The 18,503-nt window shown below is 67.0% G+C and carries 16 protein-coding genes and 1 pseudogene; 13 read left to right on the forward strand and 4 right to left on the reverse strand.

Going from position 1 to position 18,503, the window contains the following annotated elements:
• The first annotated feature begins 19 nt into the window (after positions 1-19).
• Positions 20-160 carry a hypothetical protein gene (locus GXN78_RS37825; RefSeq protein WP_164256285.1) on the forward strand — a complete coding sequence of 47 codons (141 nt, stop codon included), beginning with the start codon at positions 20-22 and terminating at the stop codon, positions 158-160.
• Between the two features lie 61 nt (positions 161-221).
• Here the strand turns inward: GXN78_RS37825 and GXN78_RS37830 are convergent, their stop codons facing one another.
• On the reverse strand, positions 222-698 hold the full coding sequence (locus GXN78_RS37830) for a hemerythrin (RefSeq protein ID WP_106555393.1): 477 nt from the start codon (positions 696-698) through the stop codon (positions 222-224).
• A 227-nt stretch (positions 699-925) separates the two neighbouring features.
• Here GXN78_RS37830 and GXN78_RS37835 point away from each other — a divergent pair, with 227 nt between their 5' ends.
• The 10 genes from GXN78_RS37835 to GXN78_RS37880 all read left to right on the forward strand — a co-directional run bounded on the left by GXN78_RS37835 (position 926) and on the right by GXN78_RS37880 (position 13,952).
• The gene (locus tag GXN78_RS37835) at positions 926-1,234 is read left to right on the forward strand and encodes a DUF485 domain-containing protein (RefSeq protein ID WP_106555394.1); all 309 of its coding nucleotides are present in this window, start codon (positions 926-928) and stop codon (positions 1,232-1,234) included.
• Positions 1,235-1,239: 5 nt separating this feature from the next.
• Positions 1,240-2,958, forward strand: coding sequence for a cation acetate symporter (locus GXN78_RS37840; protein WP_106555482.1), 1,719 nt, complete (start codon positions 1,240-1,242; stop codon positions 2,956-2,958).
• Between the two features lie 12 nt (positions 2,959-2,970).
• The gene (locus tag GXN78_RS37845) at positions 2,971-4,053 is read left to right on the forward strand and encodes a DUF294 nucleotidyltransferase-like domain-containing protein (RefSeq protein WP_106555395.1); all 1,083 of its coding nucleotides are present in this window, start codon (positions 2,971-2,973) and stop codon (positions 4,051-4,053) included.
• A 15-nt stretch (positions 4,054-4,068) separates the two neighbouring features.
• Positions 4,069-4,269, forward strand: coding sequence for a hypothetical protein (locus tag GXN78_RS37850; RefSeq protein WP_106555396.1), 201 nt, complete (start codon positions 4,069-4,071; stop codon positions 4,267-4,269).
• Position 4,270: 1 nt separating this feature from the next.
• Complete coding sequence (locus tag GXN78_RS37855; protein ID WP_106555397.1) at positions 4,271-7,027, forward strand: sensor histidine kinase; 2,757 nt, start codon at positions 4,271-4,273, stop codon at positions 7,025-7,027.
• Entirely contained in the window at positions 7,024-7,392 is a 369-nt protein-coding gene (locus tag GXN78_RS37860) for a response regulator (RefSeq protein ID WP_106555398.1), read from the forward strand. The genes GXN78_RS37855 and GXN78_RS37860 overlap by 4 nt, the downstream gene beginning before the upstream one ends.
• Positions 7,389-9,560: an exonuclease domain-containing protein gene (locus GXN78_RS37865; RefSeq protein ID WP_106555399.1), complete on the forward strand. Its 2,172-nt coding sequence runs from the start codon at positions 7,389-7,391 to the stop codon at positions 9,558-9,560. Before GXN78_RS37860 ends, GXN78_RS37865 begins: the two co-directional genes overlap by 4 nt.
• 209 nt (positions 9,561-9,769) lie before the next feature.
• Positions 9,770-10,696 carry a histone deacetylase family protein gene (locus GXN78_RS37870; protein ID WP_106555400.1) on the forward strand — a complete coding sequence of 309 codons (927 nt, stop codon included), beginning with the start codon at positions 9,770-9,772 and terminating at the stop codon, positions 10,694-10,696.
• A 4-nt stretch (positions 10,697-10,700) separates the two neighbouring features.
• Positions 10,701-13,391, forward strand: a complete 2,691-nt coding sequence (locus GXN78_RS37875; protein ID WP_106555401.1) for a bifunctional acetate--CoA ligase family protein/GNAT family N-acetyltransferase — start codon at positions 10,701-10,703, stop codon at positions 13,389-13,391.
• A gap of 351 nt (positions 13,392-13,742) precedes the next feature.
• Positions 13,743-13,952, forward strand: coding sequence for a hypothetical protein (locus GXN78_RS37880; protein ID WP_106555402.1), 210 nt, complete (start codon positions 13,743-13,745; stop codon positions 13,950-13,952).
• A 133-nt stretch (positions 13,953-14,085) separates the two neighbouring features.
• Here GXN78_RS37880 and GXN78_RS42100 read toward each other — a convergent pair whose 3' ends face one another.
• Positions 14,086-14,214, reverse strand: coding sequence for a hypothetical protein (locus tag GXN78_RS42100; protein ID WP_275407628.1), 129 nt, complete (start codon positions 14,212-14,214; stop codon positions 14,086-14,088).
• A gap of 47 nt (positions 14,215-14,261) precedes the next feature.
• Between GXN78_RS42100 and GXN78_RS41745 the strand changes: the two are divergent.
• Together GXN78_RS41745 and GXN78_RS37890 are read left to right on the forward strand one after the other, a co-directional pair.
• A pseudogene (locus tag GXN78_RS41745) lies at positions 14,262-14,411 on the forward strand (DUF1275 domain-containing protein); the annotation flags it as partial.
• 391 nt (positions 14,412-14,802) lie between these two features.
• Positions 14,803-15,609, forward strand: coding sequence for a hypothetical protein (locus GXN78_RS37890; RefSeq protein WP_106555403.1), 807 nt, complete (start codon positions 14,803-14,805; stop codon positions 15,607-15,609).
• Positions 15,610-15,801: 192 nt separating this feature from the next.
• Here the strand turns inward: GXN78_RS37890 and GXN78_RS37895 are convergent, their stop codons facing one another.
• Both GXN78_RS37895 and GXN78_RS37900 read right to left on the reverse strand, forming a co-directional pair.
• Complete coding sequence (locus tag GXN78_RS37895) at positions 15,802-16,812, reverse strand: ParB/RepB/Spo0J family partition protein (protein WP_164256287.1); 1,011 nt, start codon at positions 16,810-16,812, stop codon at positions 15,802-15,804.
• A gap of 46 nt (positions 16,813-16,858) precedes the next feature.
• Positions 16,859-18,055, reverse strand: coding sequence for an AAA family ATPase (locus tag GXN78_RS37900; RefSeq protein ID WP_239143071.1), 1,197 nt, complete (start codon positions 18,053-18,055; stop codon positions 16,859-16,861).
• Between the last annotated feature and the right edge of the window lie 448 nt (positions 18,056-18,503).

Genomic DNA, 18,503 nt, shown 5'->3' on the forward strand with positions numbered 1-18,503 from the left:
AACATCGAGCACCCTCATCATGCCCAGACTGCGCATCTTCATGGCCGAGGACAGCGAGGGCGCCCGGAACCGCGCGGCTTCCTGGCACGCCTCGGTCTTCTGCTCCGACGAGGGCTGGCTGCCCTGGTGCGGCGGGGCGGCATCCCTTCGTCCAAACTGACGCCGACATTTCGCCGCGAACAACGCGTGGATTGCAACCGCCGGGCGCGCCGATCTGAGGCTCAATCCGAGGAAACGTACTGCACCGCTTCACGCAGCGCGGACCATACCGGGGGCGCAGGCTTCACCCCCGCCGCGACGTTCGCGGGTTCGAAGCGAGCGCCGCGCAGATGGAGGGCGAGCGCTGCATCCATGGTCTGGACATGCTTTTCATACCAGCCCCTGAGCTGACGCGCCATCTCTCGCACCTGCAAGAGCTTTCCTTCGCCGGCCTGCAACGCACCTTCGCGCATCACCCCCAGCACCACGCGATGCTGAATCTCGTGGTCCTTTTGCGACGCATGGCCGGTCGCCCGCATCCAGACATCCTCGCGCGCGAAGTTCTCGGCGGCGCAGAGGACCAGGTCCTGCCAGGCCGAGGGCAATCGGGCGTTGTCGGCGTTGTCGACACTTGTGAGGAGGCCGATGAACTTCTCGCGAGCCTGGTCCATGAACGGCAGGCCGAGCGACAGTGCTTCCGAACGATTCAAGGCGGCCATGTGATCTCCTTTTGATGATGTGACTCAAGGCTATCGACGCGCGACGAGCGCTGTTTTGACATGGCTCAACGATTGGGCATCCGGTCGATGGTTCAAGACCAGGACCAGGTTCACCATCACGGCCGACACGCGACGCGACATTCAAAGACCTTGCGCTAGCGCAAAGGCCCGTGCCGCGCTGCAGCTTCCAATGGCGACGCAATTCCCCCATCCTTGAAGGAGACCCCATGGACGAAGATCTGGTTCGGCGCATCGCCAACCATCCCCAATACCAGGCGCTCAAGGCGAGGCGCACGCGTTTCGGCTGGATCCTCACCCTGCTGATGCTGATCGTGTACTACGGCTTCATCATGCTGGTGGCCTTCAACAAGCCCTTCCTCGCGCAACGGCTGGGCGAAGGCGTGATGACGCTGGGCATCCCGATCGGCTTCGGCGTGATCCTCTTCACCATCGCGATCACGACCTACTACGTGAAGCGTGCCAACGCGGAGTTCGACACGCTGTCCGATGCGGTGGCGAAAGGGGCACTCAAGTGAACAACCTGTCCCTCACCGCACGCCGGGCGTTGCTGCTCGCCAGCCTGCTGGCCGCGTCCGCGGCCGCCTGGGCCGCGGGCGCCGATCTCGGCCAGGTCCAGAAGCAGGCGACCAACTGGACGGCCATCGGCATGTTCGGGATGTTCGTCGTCGGCACGCTGTTCATCACCAAGTGGGCGGCGGCGAAGACCAAGTCGGCGGCCGACTTCTACACCGCCGGCGGCGGCATCACCGGCTTTCAGAACGGCCTGGCGATCGCGGGCGACTACATGTCGGCGGCGTCCTTCCTCGGCATCTCGGCGGCCGTGATGGCCGCGGGCTACGACGGCCTGATCTACTCCATCGGCTTCCTGGTCGGCTGGCCGGTCATCACCTTCCTGATGGCCGAGCGGCTGCGCAACCTGGGCAAGTTCACCTTCGCCGACGTGGCGGCGTTCCGCTTCAAGCAGTCGCCGGTGCGCATCTTCGCGGCTTCGGGCACGTTGGTCGTGGTGGCGTTCTACCTGATCGCCCAGATGGTGGGCGCGGGCCAGTTGATCAAGCTGCTGTTCGGCCTCGAGTACTGGATCGCGGTCGTCATCGTCGGCTCGCTGATGATGGTCTACGTGCTCTTCGGCGGCATGACCGCCACCACCTGGGTCCAGATCATCAAGGCCTGCCTGCTGCTGGGCGGCGCCAGCTTCATGGCGCTGTCGGTGCTGTGGCACTTCGGCTTCAGTCCCGAGGCGATGTTCGCCGGCGCCGTGAAGATCAAGACCGACCTGGCGCTGAAGGACGGCAAGACCGCGGAGGCGGCGGCGGCCATCGGCCAGTCGATCATGGGCCCCGGCAACTTCGTCAAGGACCCGATCTCGGCCATCTCCTTCGGCATGGCGCTGATGTTCGGCACCGCCGGGCTGCCGCACATCCTGATGCGCTTCTTCACCGTGCCGAGCGCCAAGGAGGCGCGCAAGTCGGTGATGTGGGCCACCGGCTGGATCGGCTACTTCTACCTGCTGACCTTCATCATCGGCTTCGGCGCCATCACCTTCGTGCTCACGAACGCGCAATTCGTCGATGCCAAGGGGGGGCTGATCGGCGGCGGCAACATGGCGGCGATCCATCTGGCCAACGCGGTGGGCGGCAACGTGTTCCTCGGCTTCATCTCGGCGGTGGCCTTCGCGACCATTCTCGCGGTCGTGGCCGGCCTGACTCTGTCGGGTGCCTCGGCGGTTTCGCACGACCTGTATGCGACCGTCGTCAAGAAGGGCAAGGCCGACAGTGCCTCGGAGTTGCGCGTCACGCGCATCACCACGGTCGCGCTCGGCGCGCTGGCAGTGCTGCTCGGCATCGTGTTCGAGAAGCAGAACATCGCGTTCATGGTGTCGCTGGCCTTCGCCATCGCGGCGTCGGCGAACTTCCCGGTGTTGTTCATGTCGGTGCTGTGGAAGGGCTGCACGACGCGCGGCGCGGTGATCGGCGGCTTCCTGGGGCTGATCTCGTCGGTGGCGCTGACGGTGGTCTCGCCGTCCGTGTGGGAGGCGACGCTGGGCTACCCCAAGGGCTCGGCGCTCTTCCCCTATGCCTCACCCTGCCTGTTCTCGATGACCATCGGCTTCCTCGGCATCTGGATTTTCTCGCTGCTGGACAGCAGCAAGCGCGCCGACGTCGACAAGCAAGGATTCCTGGCGCAACAGGTGCGCTCGGAGACCGGCATCGGAGCTTCCGGCGCCAGCGGCCACTGAGGCCATCGCACCATGCGGCGCGGCGAGGTCGGGACCATGCCGGGGCTGTCTCCCCTCGGCCTCGCAGGCTTCGCCGGCGACGACCCGCAGGCCATCGCGCGGCAGATCGACGAGGCCGCCAGTGTCGCCGACCTGGCGGCCTCGGCCCTGCGCATCGATGCGATGGTGGCGCTGCTGCACGATGACGGCTTGAAGATCGAGCGCATCGCAAAACTCGTCGGCCATCTCAATGCGCGTCTCTTCGCGCGGCTGTGGTCGATGGTGGCACCGCAGGAGCTGGTGGCCAACAGCTGCCTGGTCGTCATGGGCAGCGAGGGCCGCGGCGAGCAGATCCTCAAGACCGACCAGGACAACGCCCTCCTGCTGCGCGACGGCTTCGCATGCGACGGCGTCGAGACCGTCGCCGCGCAGTTCAGTGCCGCACTCGCCGAGCTCGGCTATCCGCCCTGCCCCGGCCGCATCATGCTCAGCAACCCGCTCTGGCGGCAGCCGCTCGCCGCCTTCAAGGAGATGCTGCGCGACTGGGTCTACGGCGCGCATCCCGAGGGGCCGATGCACCTGGCCATCTTCCTCGACAGCCTGGCGGTCGCCGGCAACGCCGCACTGCTCGCGCAGGCGCGCGAGCACCTCGACCGGGTTGTCGATCGCACCGATGTCTTCTTCGCGCGCTTCGCCAGCGCGATCGAGCTGTTCGACCCGCATCCGAACTGGTGGCACCGGCTCATCGCGCGCGATGACGACGAGGCGATGGACCTGAAGAAGCTCGGCACGTTCCCGATCGTGCACGGCGTCAGGACCCTGGCGCTGCAGCAGCGTCTGCACGTCACCGGCACGCAGGAGCGGCTGCGCCTCCTGGCCACGCGGCAGCAGATCGACCCCGGCCTCGCTCGCGACGTCCTCGACGCGCTGCACTACCTGATGTCGCTCAAGCTGAGCTGCCAGCTGCGCCGGAAGCAGGCCGGGCATGTGCCGGGCAATCTCGTGCGACCGTCCGAGCTCGGCACCCTGGAGCGCGACACGCTGCGCAGCGCGCTGGGCATCGTGCGGCGCTTTCGCGCCGAGATCCACCAGCGCTTCCGGCTGGACGCCTTGTAGTTCGCGGGAGCACGCATGTCCGAAGGCTCCAAGCCCCAACGCCTGCTCGGCCTCTTCGCGCTCGGCTGGCTGCTGCTCAACGTGCCGCTGCTTACGCTCTGGGACCACCCGGTCATGGTCTGGGGGCTTCCGCTGATGCCACTGGCGCTCTTCGGCGGCTGGGCCGTGCTGATCGCGCTCGCCGCATGGGTCGCCGAGTGCTCCGGCGACATGTGACATGCCTGCCGCACCCGTCGTCATCGTCGCAGCCTTCGGCTACCTCGCGCTGCTGTTCGCGATCGCGCATGTCGGCGACCGCAGGGCGCGCGAGGGGCGCTCGCTGATCGGCAGCCCCTGGGTCTACACCCTGTCGATGGGCGTCTACTGTACGGCCTGGACCTATTTCGGCAGCATCGGCCGGGCCGCCTCGGCCGGGCTGTGGTTCCTGCCGATCTACCTCGGCCCGACGCTCGCGATGCTGATGGCCTGGACGGTGCTGCGCAAGATGGTCCGTATTGCGCGCAGCCAGCGCATCACTTCCATCGCCGACTTCATCGCCAGCCGGCATGGCAAGAGCCCGCTGCTGGCCATGCTGGTCACGCTGATCGCGGTGGTGGGCATCCTGCCCTACGTGGCCTTGCAGCTCAAGGCGATCGCGAGCGCCTATGCGCTGCTCGCCGATGCACCCGCGCAACCGCTAGCCTGGTGGCGCGACAGCACGCTGTACATCGCACTGGTGCTGGCCGGCTTCACGGTGGCCTTCGGAGCACGCCATCTCGACACCACCGAGCGCCACGAGGGCATGGTCGCGGCGATCGCGTTCGAATCGCTGGTCAAGCTGCTGGCCTTCTTGGCGGTCGGTGCCTTCGTCACCTGGGGCCTGTTCGACGGGCCCGCCGACCTGTTCGGCCGCGCCGCGGCCCGGCCCGAGCTCGCGCCGCTGCTGGGTCTCGGAAGCGGCGCCAGCGGCGGCTTCGCGGGCGGCCAATGGTTCGCGCTGACGCTGCTCGCGATGCTCTCAGTGCTCTTCCTGCCGCGGCAGTTCCAGATGATGGTGGTGGAGAACGTCGACGAGCGCCACCTGCGGCGCGCCACCTGGGCGTTCCCCCTGTACCTGCTGCTGATCAACCTGTTCGTGCTGCCGATCGCGCTGGGCGGCCTTCTGCACTTCCAGGGCGGGCGCGAGAACGCCGAGACCTTCGTGCTCTCGCTGCCGCTGGCAGCCGGCCAGCCGGGGCTGGCGCTCGCCGCATTCATCGGCGGGCTCTCCGCGGCCACCGGGATGGTGATCGTCGAGGCCATCGCGGTCTCCACCATGGTCTGCAACGATCTCGTGATGCCGCTGCTGCTGCGGGCCGGCCTGCTCGGCGCGCGCGACGTGAGCGGCGTGCTGCTGGGCGTGCGCCGGACGGTGATCATGGCGCTCCTGCTGCTGGGCTACCTCTACTACCGCATCGCCGGCGAAGACTATGCGCTGGTGAGCATCGGCCTGATCAGCTTTGCCGCCGTCGCGCAGTTCGCGCCGCCGATGCTGGCCGGCATGTACTGGAAAGGCGGCACGCGCCACGGCGCGCTGGCCGGCCTGGGCGCTGGCTTCTTGCTGTGGGCCTGGACGCTGATGCTGCCGTCGATCGCCAAGTCGGGCTGGATCCCCGCCCGCTTCATTGCCGAGGGGCCGTTCGGCATCGCCTGGCTGCGGCCGGAGCAGTTGCTGGGCCTCGCGGGCCTGGACAACCTGACGCACGCGCTGTTCTGGAGCCTGCTGGTCAACAGCATGCTCTACTTCGGCGTCTCGCTCCTGGGCCGCCCGTCCGCGCGCGAAGCGAGCCAGGCGCTGATCTTTGTCGACGTCTTCGAACGCAGCGCCGACCCTGCCGCCGACACCGGTCCGGTGTTCTGGCGCGGGACCGCGAGGCTGACCGACCTGCGCCGGCTGGCCGCCCGCTTCCTGGGCGTGGACGCCACAGAGAAGCTGCTGCACGAGTACGCGCGGCGCAACGGCTTGGCCGGGTCGCAGCAGATCGCCGCCGATGCGAGGCTGGTGCAGTTCGTCGAACGCCAGCTTGCCGGCGCGATCGGAAGCGCCTCGGCGCGGGCCATGGTCGCCTCGGTAGTCGAGGAAGAGGCCCTGGGGCTGGACGACGTGATGCGGATCCTGGACGAGGCCTCGCGCGAAACGGCCGCACTGCGCGCGCACTCGCAGGCGCTGGAAGAGAAATCTCTTTCACTGGAGCAAGCGACCGCCGAGCTGAGCGAGCTCAACGAGCAGCTCAAGAGCCTCGACCGGTTGAAGGACGACTTCATGTCCTCGGTGACGCACGAGCTGCGCACGCCGCTGACCTCGATCCGCGCGCTGGCCGAACTGATGCTCGACGACCCGGGCATGAACCCCGCACAGCGCCAGCACTTCCTGGGCTTGGTCGTTGCCGAGACCGAACGCCTGACGCGGCTGGTCAACCAGGTGCTGGACATGGCGAAGATCGAATCGGGCGCTGCCGAATGGCGCAGCACGGAGGTCGACCTGTGCGCACTGGCGCGGCAGGCCGTGCAAACCACGCAGGAGCTGTTCCGCGAGCGCGGGGCGACTGTGGCGCTGCACCTGCCCGACGCGTTGCCGCCGCTGCAGGCCGATCCCGATCGCGTGATGCAGGTGCTGGTCAACCTGCTGTCGAACGCTGTCAAGTTCGTGCCGCCCGGCAGCGGACATGTGGCGCTGCGCCTGCATGCCGACGGCGACCATGTCGTCTGCACCGTGCGCGACAACGGCCCCGGCGTGCCGCCCGAACAGCAGGCCCTGGTTTTCGAGAAATTCCGCCAGGGCGGCGATGCCGCGCATCGGCCGCAAGGGACCGGCCTGGGCCTGCCCATCAGCCGCCGCATCGTCGAGCATTTCGGAGGGAGGATGTGGCTCGAGCCGTCATCGGGCCACGGCGCATGCTTCGGCTTCGAGCTTCCTCTGCGGCAGGAGACCGCGCAACCGGAGACAAGTCCATGAACGCCAAGGTACTGATCGCGGACGACGAACCCAACATCGTCATCTCGCTCGAGTTCCTGATGAAGCGCGAGGGCTACGATGTGAGCATCGCGCGCGACGGCCAGGAGGCGCTCGACGCCATCCGCAGCCTGCGGCCCGACCTGGTGCTGCTGGACGTGATGATGCCGCTCAAGTCCGGCATCGAGGTGCTGCAGGCGGTGCGCGCCGACGAGGCGATCGCCGGCACGCGAATCCTCATGCTCACGGCCAAGGGCCGCGAGACCGATATCGCGAAGGGCCTGGCCCTGGGGGCCGATGCCTACGTGACGAAGCCCTTCTCGACCCGTGAGCTGGCCGAGCGCGTGCGCCGGATGCTGTCCCCATGAAGGCCGATGCGGACGAAGTCGCCGCCGCGCTGGCACCCGGTGCGGTGCTGGGGCTGGCTGGCCTTGGACTCGGCGCCCTGCTGGCCGCCACGCTGGAGCCGGTCGAGCGGGAGGTACTGGGCGCGATGCTGGCGCCGCGCGCCGCTCTGCTGCTTCTGGCCTGGGCGGTGCTGGCCATCGCGCTCGGTGCGCTGGCCCGTCGCGCCCATGCCATCTGGGCCAGGCAACCGCGCCGGCTGGCCGAGTCCGCCCAGGCCCTGCTGGTTGCCGGCGACACCGCGCGGGAGCAGCCCCTGCCCGCTGCGACGCCATGCGGCGCAGGCGCCCGGGCGCTGGCCGATGTGGCCGAACGGCTCGCACGGCAGCGTGACGCCCTGCGCGCCGACATCGACGCGAAGGTCCAGGAGGGCGCACGCGGCATCGAGCACGAGCGCAGCCGGCTCGCGGCGCTGATGTCCGAGCTGACGCAGAGCGTCATCGTGTGCAACCTCGACGGTCGCATCCTGCTCTACAACCCGCGCGCGCGGCTGCAGTTCCGGGCACTCTCGCCGACCGGCGGCGCCGAGCTGGTCGGGCTCGGCCGCTCGATCTACGCCGTGTTCGACCGCCAGCTCATCGCCCACGCGCTGGAGAGCGTTCAGCTGCGCCTGCAGCGCGGCGCGGCCCAGCCGGCGGCCCAGTTCGTCACCAGCTCCCGCGCCGGCCAGCTGCTGCGCGTGCAGATGGCCCCGGTGCACGACCCGTCCGCCGCACCGGGGAGTGCCGCACAGTTGTCAGGCTTCGTGCTGATGCTGCACAACGTCACGCGCGAGTTCGAGCGGGACTCCGAGCGCGACCACGTCCTGCACGCGCTCACCGAAGGCAGCCGCTCGTCACTGGGCAGCCTGCAGGCGGCCGTGGACATGCTGGAACTGCCCGACCTGGATGCCCCCGTGCGCGAGCGTTTCCTGCGCGTGGTGCGCGACGAGGTGCGCTCGATGACCGCGCACATCGAGTCGCTCGCGCCGAGCGCCAACGAAAGCCTGAAGACGCGCTGGCCGCTCGAGGAGATGCTCGGCGCCGACTTGGTGCAGGCAGCGCTGCGCCACATCGAGTCGCGCTCGCAGGTGCGCGCCAGCGCCTCCGACGTCGACCCCGACCTGTGGCTGCGGGTCGACAGCTATGCGCTGCTGCAGGCACTGGCCTCGCTGGCGGCGCGCCTGGCGGAGGAACTCTCCGTCGCACGCGTGCAGCTGCGCCTGCGGCGCGAGGGCGAGCGCGCCCACCTCGACCTGGTCTGGTATGGCACGCCGATCAGCACCGAGACGGCGATGGGCTGGGAGTCAAGCCCGATGTCAGCGGGTGACGAAGCCAGCCCACTGTCGGTGCGCGACGTGGTCGATCGCCACGGCGGCGCATTTTGGTTCCAGCGCGAGCGCGCGCGGCAGGAGGCCTTCTTCCGCTTCCTGCTGCCGCCGGCCCAGCCGCAGGAGCGGTTGGAGGCCTCCACCATGCTGCGCAGCGACAGCCGGCCCGAGTACTACGACTTTGACCTGTTCCGCACCGGCGTGCAGGCACGCGAGCTCGGCGACCGGCGGCTGGTCGACCTGGCCTACACCGTATTCGACACCGAAACCACCGGTCTCGACCCCGCGCAGGGCGACGAGATCCTGCAGATCGGCGCGGCGCGCATCGTCAACGGCAAGGTGCTGCGGCAGGAGTGCTTCGAGCAACTGGTCGATCCCGGCCGGGGCATCCCCGCGGCGGGCATCCCGATCCACGGCATCACGCCCGCGATGGTCGCCGGCCAGCCCGGCATCGGGCAGGTCCTGCCCGCTTTCCACGCCTTCGCCAGCGACACCGTGCTGGTGGCCCACAACGCCGCCTTCGACATGCGCTTCCTGCAGATGAAGGAAGCCGCCACGGGCGTGCGCTTCGAGCAGCCGGTGCTGGACACGCTGCTGCTGTCGGCGGTGGCCAGCCCGCAGCAGGCTTCGCACGAGCTGGAGGCCATCGCCGGACGATTCGGGATTCCGGTGCTCGGCCGCCACACGGCGCTGGGGGATGCGCTCCTGACCGCGGAGGTGTTCCTGCGGCTCATCCCGCTGCTGGCGGCGTTGGGCATCCACACGCTGGACCAGGCGCGGGAGGCGGCCCAGCGCACCTGGTATGCGCGCCTGAGCTACTGAGTGGGAAACCGAAGGAGGCGCTCGCCTGCGTGGACGCAGAAAAGCCCACCTTGATTCAACGCAAGGAACACCTGAGCATCCGCAACGATCGACGCATGGCGCCGCCCACAATCCCGGGGATTCCATTGACGCAGGTCATGGCCGCGCGATCAGGCTCTGTCAGACTTGACCGGACGCCGGGGAAAGACCCGGCACACCGAAAGGACCCCATGCTGACCGCGTTCATTACGCACCCGGACTGCGCGCGCCACGAAATGGGAGCCGACCACCCCGAGTGCCCCGAGCGGCTGGCCGCGATTCACGATCGGTTGCTGACCACTGGCTTGCTGGACTACATGGCGCCCTACGATGCGCCCTTGGCGGGCCTTGCCGAGCTCGGCAGGGCACATGCGCCCTCCTATGTCCAGGATCTGATCGATTGCGCCCCCACGGACGGCCTGCTGCGCGTGGACCCAGACACTTGCATGAATCCCTTCACGCTGCAGGCGGCGCGGCGCTCCGCAGGGGCCGTGCTGCTGGCGACCGACCTGGTGCTGGCCGGGCAAGCCAGCAATTCGTTCTGCAGCGTACGCCCTCCAGGCCATCATGCGGAGCGCGCCACGGCGATGGGCTTTTGCTTCTTCAACAACGTTGCCGTCGGCATCCGCCACGCCCTGGACACCCATGGACTGGAACGTGTGGCGTTGATCGATTTCGACGTGCACCACGGCAACGGCAGCGAGGACATCTTCCAGGACGAGCCCCGCGTGCTCATGTGCTCGACGTTCGAGACGGGCATCTACCCCTTCTGCGGCGAACACGGCGGTCGCGCGAACATGATCAATGTCGCCCTCCCGCCGCGCTCCGGCGGCGACGTCTTCCGTGCGGCAGTGACCCGCCACTGGCTGCCCGCGCTCGATCGATTTGCGCCACAGCTGATCTACATTTCGGCAGGCTTCGATGGTCATCGAGAGGACGACATGGGCAATCTGGGCCTCGTAGAGAGCGACTACACCTGGGTGACGCGGGAGATCATGCGCGTGGCGCAAGGCCACTGCGCCGGCCGCGTCATCTCCTGTCTGGAAGGCGGCTACGCGCTCGGCGCCCTGGGCCGAAGCGTGGCCGCGCACGTCAAGGTTCTCATCGGCGCAGACTGAACCCATGGACAAGCACTACCTCACGCCGCTGCTCTCACCCAGCTCCATCGTCGTGCTGGCGGGCGCCGCCGACGCGCCGGACGGGCCGACTGCCCAAGCCCAGGCATTGCGCAACGCGCTGCAGAGGCAGCGCTTCAACGGATCGCTACAGTTCCTGGACGTGCGCAGCACCGGCACACTGGCCCAGTTGGCACAGACGCGCGTGGACCTGGCGATCATCGCGCTGCCGGCGCCCGAGATTGCAGCCGCGCTGGAAGTCACGGGCCGAATCGGGTGTCGCGCCGCCTTGGTGATCTCGCACGGCCTGAATGCCGAGACTGCATCGCTCCTGAAGAGAACGGCACGCCGGGAGAACATCCACTTGCTGGGCCCCAACTCGCTGGGGTTTCAGCGACCCGGGCACGCGCTGAATGCAAGCATTGCCGGGCCGCTTGCCAAGGCCGGTCCGCTGGCGCTGATCTCGCAATCAGGCGCGCTGACGGCATCGATGCTGGATTGGGCGCAGAAGAATGCCGTCGGCTTTTCCAGCGTGGTGTCGCTGGGTCCGCACACGGCAGTGGACATCGCCCAGGTGCTGGACTTTCTGGCGCACGATGCAGCCACGCACAGCATCATCGTCTACCTCGAGGGCATCACCAACGCGCGGCGATTCATGAGCGCGCTGCGGACCGCATCCAATGCCAAACCGGTCGTGGTGCTCAAGGCCGGGCGGCGGCCGGCCGGCAACGAGGCCGCCCAGACCCACAGCGCGTCGATCGTGGGCAGCGACGATGTCTTCGACGCCGCGCTGCGCCGCGCCGGCGCGGTGCGGGTCCGCTCCTTCGTGGAACTGTTTTCGGCCGCCAAGTGCCTGGCGTCGCGCTACCGGCCGGTGGGCAAGCGCCTGGCGATCGTGACCAACGGCGGAGGGCCCGGTGTGCTGGCCGCGGACTGGGTCAACGAGATCGGCTTGCAGCTGGGCAAGCTGTCGGCCGCGACGCGCGAGCAACTGCAAGCGCAGCTGCCCGCGCTCGCCTCGCTGACGGATCTGGTCGATCTCTCCGAAGAGGCAGCGCCATCGCATTACAAGGCAGCCATCGAGGGGGCCAGATCGGACCCCCAGGTCGACGGGATGCTTGCGATCTTCTCTCCCAAGGCAGGCGCCGACGGATCGGACATCGCGCGCATGCTGTCCACGTTGCCTCGACCCATGAGCAAGCCGCTGCTGACGTGCTGGATGGGCGATGCGACCGTCGGTGACTCACGTGCGCTCCTGGCCGAAGCAGGCATCCCTAGTTTTCGAACGCCGGAGGCCGCCGTCGGCGCCTTCGGCAACATCGCGGCCTTCTACCAGAATCAGCAGCTGTTGCAACAGACACCGCCACCGCTGTCGGCGCTGGCCAAGCCCGACGTGGAGGCCGCCCGGCTCATGATCGAGAGCGTGCTGGCAGAGCGGCGCACCGTGCTCACCGAGATGGAATCGAAGACGCTGCTGTCGTGCTTTCACATCCCGATCACCAAGACCATGCTGGCGCGCAGCGCCCATGAGGCCATGATGATCGCGACGCAACTGGGCTTTCCGGTGGCCCTGAAGATCGACTCGCCGGACATCAGCCACAAATCGGACGTCGAGGGTGTGGCGCTCAACATCATGAACGGCACCGGCGCGCGCGATACCTATGACGACATGATGGAACGCGTGTCCCGCCTGGCCCCGAATGCCCGCATCAACGGCGTCACCGTGCAGAAGATGGCCAAGGCGCGACGCGGGCGGGAGATCTACGTGGGCCTCGTGACGGACGATCCGTTCGGGCCGATCATCGTGTTCGGCGCGGGAGGCACCATGATCGAGCTGATGAACGATCGGGCGATGGAGCTGCCGCCGCTCAACCAGTTCCTGGCACGCCAACTGATCGAGCGCTCCCGCGTGGCCGAAACCCTCGCCGCCTGGCGCGGCGCCGGTGCCGTGGACATGGACGCGCTGGAACGGGTGCTGCTGCGAGTCTCCGAGATGGCGTGCGAGCTGCCCGGCCTGCGAGAAATGGACATCAACCCCATCATCGTCGACGAATCGGGTGCGGTCGCGGTGGACGCGCGCGTCGTCGTGGGTGGTCAAGCCGCGGGCGGAAACGGCTATGCCGCCAGCTACCACCATCTTGCGATCCTGCCCTACCCCGCTCGCTACCAGCATGACTGGCCGCTGCGCGGCGGGGGGACCTATACCGTGCGCCCGGTCCATCCCGACGACGCGCAAATGCTGCAGGGCCTGGTGCAGCACCTCTCGCCCGAAAGCCGCTATTTCCGCTTCGTGTCCCACTTTCACGAGCTTCCGCCGGCCATGCTGTCGCGCTTCACGCTGATCGACTACGACCGCGAGATGGCATTGGTCGCGGTGGTAAAGGAACGCCACGCCGGCGACGACGGCGGCGTGACCGAGACCGAACGGATCGTCGGCGTCTCGCGCTACATCACCAATCCCGATCAGTCCAGCTGCGAGTTCTCGCTCGTGATCGCCGACGATTTCAGCGGCAAGGGACTGGGAACGCGCCTCATGGAGAGCATCATCGACGTGGCACGCGACAAGGAGCTCGAAACGATCGAAGGCCTCGTGCTGGCCGGCAATGCCGGGATGCTCAAGCTCATGCGCAAGCTGGGCTTTGCCGTCAAGCCGTTCCCCGAAGACCCCGACTTCCAGTTGGTGACCTACACGCTCTGACCGGCGGCAACTGCTGCGCCGGGTGCAAGCAGATGCTGGATCTGCACCAGCGCCGCAGGGTCCTCCAGGATCGAGAGATCACCCCGGACGCGACACTCGCCGACGCACGCAATGAACCGAGGTCGTAGTGCCGAGGGTCGTCCAGGCCGGCGCGTGGACCATGCAGAAGGCCCGCCGGCGGTGCAGGACGCGTCACCATCCGGACGTTCGCAGGATGACACGGAGCGTTCACAGACTGTTCCCTTTCGGTGCCCGGCGTTGACCGAGCTGCAAGGCGCAGCGCCTAGATTGAGGTGGCGCCTTAGCAGTGCCCCGATTCCACCAGGCGCAGGGGCGAACGAGGAGACTGTCATGAACGCATCGCACGCATCCGCTGGTTGGGAACTCCGCTTCGATGCTCTGTTCGCCGGTCGCCCCGGATTCGTCTTCCCTTGCAGCGCGGAGGGTCATGTGAACATGGACGCCTTGAGCGAGCGGGCACTCAACAACTACCTGTATGCCCGCGCGATGATGGGGCGGGAGGTCGCGTGGCCCAGCGTGCACCCGAGCCGGCTGCACTGAGTGTCCGCCCGCCGCACGCGCCTGAACCAGACATCAATGGCGATCAGCACCAGCACCGTCATGTGGGCGAGAACCTCCCGCGCGACACCGCCCAGCACCATCTCGCGCAGGCGCGAGTGCCCGTATCCTCCCATCACGCGTTCTCCGCCACATCCTTGAACTCCTCGTCGTAAGGCACCACGAGCACCGGTCGGCCGGCGTCGAGCATCACCTGGGCCAGGAGTCCGCGTGCCGGCACATCGGATTCGCTCCCACGGCCCATCAACGCGGGCGGGTTCCTGGCTGTCCGGCAGTAGACCTGTCACATGCCTGCTCGGCGCTATCGGCTTCAAGGAGGTCGGCTACGTGCCTCTGGCGCTGGTACTGCTGGCGTTTGCGATCGTCCCGGCATTCGACAACCTGGCAACTCTCGCACGCCGCCGGGGGCGCTCGGGCAGGCAATCGCGAAGGAACGAGTAAGGCCGTCCTGTCGGCCTTTGCTCGATCCGGCGCAAGTGCCCCGGCGTTTTCTTCAGTGAGCCTTTCACCTCAATCGACGCACCGAGTCAGGCGGCGGTCATCCGGCGATTCCTCGGAGCTGTCCCCGGGCGACTGGGTGGCGGCGATCGGCGCGTCCTGCGGGGTTTTCATGGAAGGTCACCACGGGCGACCGACTCGAGGTGTTTCACGGTCTTTTGCTGCATCAGATTTTCTCTTTTCGCGACAATCACTTAGCACGCTTTCCTTATCAGCACGGCGGCCAGTGTTTCACGTAAATCAACGATTTACGGCTCACTGTTGCGGTCGCGTCGAGGTTGCGCGGATAATTGAGTTATTTAGTAACTAAATTCTCAAAAGGCCAGGCAGGTTCATGGATGAGTATTCAAGCGACAGCCCGAGGGAGCCTCTCTCGATCCCGCCCCCACCTCTTTCGGGCAGCCACGGGTGGCCACCCATTTGCACGCTCGCCGAGCTGGCGCGCATCCTGACCCTGATTCATGGCGTCAAGGCGCCGACGGAGTCCTCCCTCAAGAAATGGAGCGCCGCGGGTGCCTTCAGATCCTGCGTGGCTTCCGAGGAGGAAGTATTGGCCGCCGAAGCGCCCTCCCCTTCCGCCGCGCATACCCTGCTACAGCGCCCGCGGCGGGCGGGCCGACCAGGGCTGACGCTTCGCACGGCCATGGCCATTGGCCGCGTCTACGAGCTGTGGCCTTTTCTCGGTGAATCCGATCCTCACGCCGTCGTGGAGCTGGTGGTGGCACGGACCGCAGACCACCTCCGCGTTGCGCTCGCTCAGGCCACGCCGCCGATGGCTCAGGCTTCCCCGGAGCCGTCGGAGGAAGCCGCCGAGCGGCCGACCCCGAGTGCCCTTGCGTTGCACGAAATCGAGCGCCAGCTCGGCTTGCTGACCCAGGAGATGGCGGCCATGAAAAAAGAAGTCGCCCACTTCTCCGCGCTGCGCAACAACCTCATCACGCGTCTCGACGATGCCGTCGCGCGCGCCAAGGAGGCGTTGACCGGCGGGGTGCCTGGCGGCGGTAGCCTGGATCCGCTGGTAGAGGCACGGCGTGACCGGGACATGGGCATCATGAAGTCCACGCTGAGCGAGATCCTCACGGCGCTGCAGCGCATCGAAGCGGGAAACGGCACCAGAGGATCAATGCCAGGGACGTCATGATCCGCGTCCAGGATTGCGCTTGGCGAGCCAGGCCGTCCAGTCTGCTGCCCCTGGCGGGGGTAGTTTCAAACTACCCCTGAATTCGCGAGGTGAGCTGCAAGCCGCCCGACGTGTGCGCGATCGCGTTGACCCCAAAAGAAAAGGGGGTAGTTTGAAACTACCCCCTTCATCTCCTGTTGCGACGGCTGCGGGCTAAAGTCCGTCGACGAATCCTTGAACGGCCTTGAGCAACGTCAGCTGCTGGTCGTCGGACAGCTTGATGGACAGCTTCAGGGTCGGGCGTCCCAGCACATCGAACTTCAGCGCGCCCACTTTTTGATTGGCAAGCTTCAAGACATGGCTGGCCTGTGGGACAGGTGCCACCGCCTCCGCGGCTGTGCCTGGCGCGGATACGAGGCGGGCAAATACGCTCTTGGCAGAATGAACGCCCTTTTCCGACGCCAGCGCCTGCGCACGCCCGACCAGTCCGGCCTCATCGTCCTGAAAGGCCTTTCCCAGCTCCGTGGCCCAGGCCAGCTGGATCGTCTGGGGCGCGGGGAACGCTGCGATCACCGCATCGGGCAGGCGCGCCAGCGTCAATGCCTTGCCGAGATTGCTGATATCCACTCCCAGGGCGGCCGCCATTTGGCGGTTCGACGGATAGACGCCCTTCTCGAGCGCGCGCAAATACGTCATGCCTTGCTCCCACGGCGACGGGTCAGCGCGGCCCCGGTTCTCTCTATCCATCTCCTCCACGAGCGCGCGGTCGTCCAGGTTCTCGACGACCGCCCAGACCGGGATGCCCAGCTGGCGGCAGGCTTCGTAGCGCCGGTGACCGAAGACCAGCTCGTACTTCGGGCCCTCCCCCGGTTTGGCGATCGCGCGCACCTTGATCGGCTGCGAATTGCGGCCCGCCTCCTGGATCTCGCGCTTGAAGTCCTCGAAGGCCTTGCCCACGAATGCCGACTCGTGCCGGTTCGCGAACTCGCTGCGAGCGATCTCCGCGGTGTCGATCGATCGCGCCGGCAGGGCCCCATCCCAGCTGCGGAGCTCGGCGCTGACTTCGCTCAAGCGCCCTTCCAGCTCGCCGACCTGCGCGGCCCGGATGCGCAACTCTTCGTTCTCGCGCAGCAGCTCGGAACGCTGGTCGTTGGCAAACGCCATCATCGCGCCCGGCGCTGTCTTCGGCTTTGCCGCATCGGGCACCGGCTGCGCCGCCGGCATGATGGATGCGAAGTCGATCTTGGAGGCTTTGTCTTTCAAACCCATGTCAGACCGCCGTTTCCAGGATTTGTCGTTCCGCCACCTGCCGCGCCCACACGGCTTCGATCTGCTGTTCGATCAGCTCGCACATCCGGTCGTAGGCGACACGTGCGCGGGAGAAGGTCTTGGAGTTCACCGAGCCCCGCGGCAGGTCGTAAACCGTACCGAACTCCGCACTGGCAGTCGCCGCCACCGCCGTCTTGGGGATCTCGATCGGCAGCACCTTGTCGCCATAACCTTCCAGGACCCACTGCCGGACCACCGAGCTCGCCGTGTCCGACGCCTCGACGCGTGACAGCAGCACGTCGATGAACTCGAAGCTCTTGTCCTTGCCGCGGCTGCGGACCAGCTGGTTGCACAGGTCGGAGAACAGGTCCCAGAACTGCGCCGAGCTCGCGAAGTCCAGTGCCGATGGGGGCAGGGGCATGATGACCCCGTCGGCCGCCATCAGCGCATTGATCGTCACGTAGCTCAAGGACGGCGGGGTGTCGACCACGATGACGTCGTAGTCCTCCCGCGAGAGATCGAGGCCCCGATCGAGCACGCGCCAGAATTCAAAGCCAGGATCGCGGGCCTGGCGCGCCGGCAAGTGAAACTCGGCGCCGTAGAGCAGGGGGGCCGCACACACCAGGTCGATGGACGGCCAGTAAGTGGGGCGGATCGCGTATTTCAGATTTTCCTGCTCACCGGTGAAGAGCGACATCGCCGTGTGCTCGGTCTCCACCTCGGCATCCGGCAACACGCCGAACAGCGTCGTCGCCGAGCCCTGGGGATCCAGGTCCACCAACAGGACCCGATGGCCACGCATGGACAATCCCTGTGCCAGCGTGACTGCCGACGTCGTCTTGGCGACGCCTCCCTTGAAGTTGGCCACGGTGATCGTGATGCCCGCCGCGCCGGCAGGGCGCAGATGCTCGGCACGCAACTCCCTGGCCCACTGCTGGGCCTCGGCCATCGTCCACTCCCGGCTGTTGCCGTGGATCTCGCCGGCCGGAAGGTCGCCCCGGGTCACGCGATAGGCGATCTTCGACTTGTCCACGCCGCACAGGTCCGCCAGCTGCACCGCCTTCAAGGTCGGCGCCGTCTTCACGGCGGTGGGTGCCAGCATGGCCGAGCGGATCCGGTCCATCATGCCGGCGATCTTGTGCGCTTGCTGCTCGATGTCTTCCAGGTTCTGTCGACGTATGGTCTGCTTGATGTCCACGAAATCTGCCTTGAAAGTTGGTGAGTCGTGCGATTATGCCTAGCACCCTCAGAAAAACGAAGAATCATCGATCCATCGTGCGCAGACAGCCTAGTGGGGTGGGTTTTGGGTCTTTTTCTCAAGAATCTTCCGAGATTAAGGAAGAACTTCAATACCTTCAAGAGATTAAGCCCGCATGAAATCCTGATTTCTTCAATAAAATCAATAGGTTAGATGTCAATACCGATCACTGGCGTCCAGCTTTTAATCGCTTGCGTCCAGCCCTGAATCGGATCCGTCCATGCTTTCATCGGATCCTGTCCAGCCTTCGCTCGGAGCGCCCCGAGCGCTTATCCACAGCGCCGGATCAGCGCTTTCGTGCGGTCTGCCGGCCTTTGTCCAGGGTTTAATCGGGTTCCGACGCATCGCCCGGACCGCAGGCGGAGGGTCGGGAGGACCGAATGTCCGG

The sequence above is a fragment of the Variovorax sp. WS11 genome, from assembly GCF_010499245.1.
Classification (GTDB): Bacteria; Pseudomonadota; Gammaproteobacteria; order Burkholderiales; family Burkholderiaceae_C; genus Variovorax.

Excerpts from the sequence above, each read along its gene's own strand:
- GXN78_RS37825 (WP_164256285.1), top strand. The coding sequence starts at position 20 with ATGCCCAGACTGCGCATCTTCATGGCCGAGGACAGCGAGGGCGCCCGG.
- GXN78_RS37830 (WP_106555393.1), bottom strand. The coding sequence starts at position 698 with ATGGCCGCCTTGAATCGTTCGGAAGCACTGTCGCTCGGCCTGCCGTTC.
- GXN78_RS37835 (WP_106555394.1), top strand. The coding sequence starts at position 926 with ATGGACGAAGATCTGGTTCGGCGCATCGCCAACCATCCCCAATACCAG.
- GXN78_RS37845 (WP_106555395.1), top strand. The coding sequence starts at position 2,971 with ATGCGGCGCGGCGAGGTCGGGACCATGCCGGGGCTGTCTCCCCTCGGC.
- GXN78_RS37850 (WP_106555396.1), top strand. The coding sequence starts at position 4,069 with ATGTCCGAAGGCTCCAAGCCCCAACGCCTGCTCGGCCTCTTCGCGCTC.
- GXN78_RS37855 (WP_106555397.1), top strand. The coding sequence starts at position 4,271 with ATGCCTGCCGCACCCGTCGTCATCGTCGCAGCCTTCGGCTACCTCGCG.
- GXN78_RS37860 (WP_106555398.1), top strand. The coding sequence starts at position 7,024 with ATGAACGCCAAGGTACTGATCGCGGACGACGAACCCAACATCGTCATC.
- GXN78_RS37865 (WP_106555399.1), top strand. The coding sequence starts at position 7,389 with ATGAAGGCCGATGCGGACGAAGTCGCCGCCGCGCTGGCACCCGGTGCG.
- GXN78_RS37870 (WP_106555400.1), top strand. The coding sequence starts at position 9,770 with ATGCTGACCGCGTTCATTACGCACCCGGACTGCGCGCGCCACGAAATG.
- GXN78_RS37875 (WP_106555401.1), top strand. The coding sequence starts at position 10,701 with ATGGACAAGCACTACCTCACGCCGCTGCTCTCACCCAGCTCCATCGTC.
- GXN78_RS37880 (WP_106555402.1), top strand. The coding sequence starts at position 13,743 with ATGAACGCATCGCACGCATCCGCTGGTTGGGAACTCCGCTTCGATGCT.
- GXN78_RS42100 (WP_275407628.1), bottom strand. The coding sequence starts at position 14,214 with ATGGGCCGTGGGAGCGAATCCGATGTGCCGGCACGCGGACTCCTGGCC.
- GXN78_RS37890 (WP_106555403.1), top strand. The coding sequence starts at position 14,803 with ATGGATGAGTATTCAAGCGACAGCCCGAGGGAGCCTCTCTCGATCCCG.
- GXN78_RS37895 (WP_164256287.1), bottom strand. The coding sequence starts at position 16,812 with ATGCCGGCGGCGCAGCCGGTGCCCGATGCGGCAAAGCCGAAGACAGCG.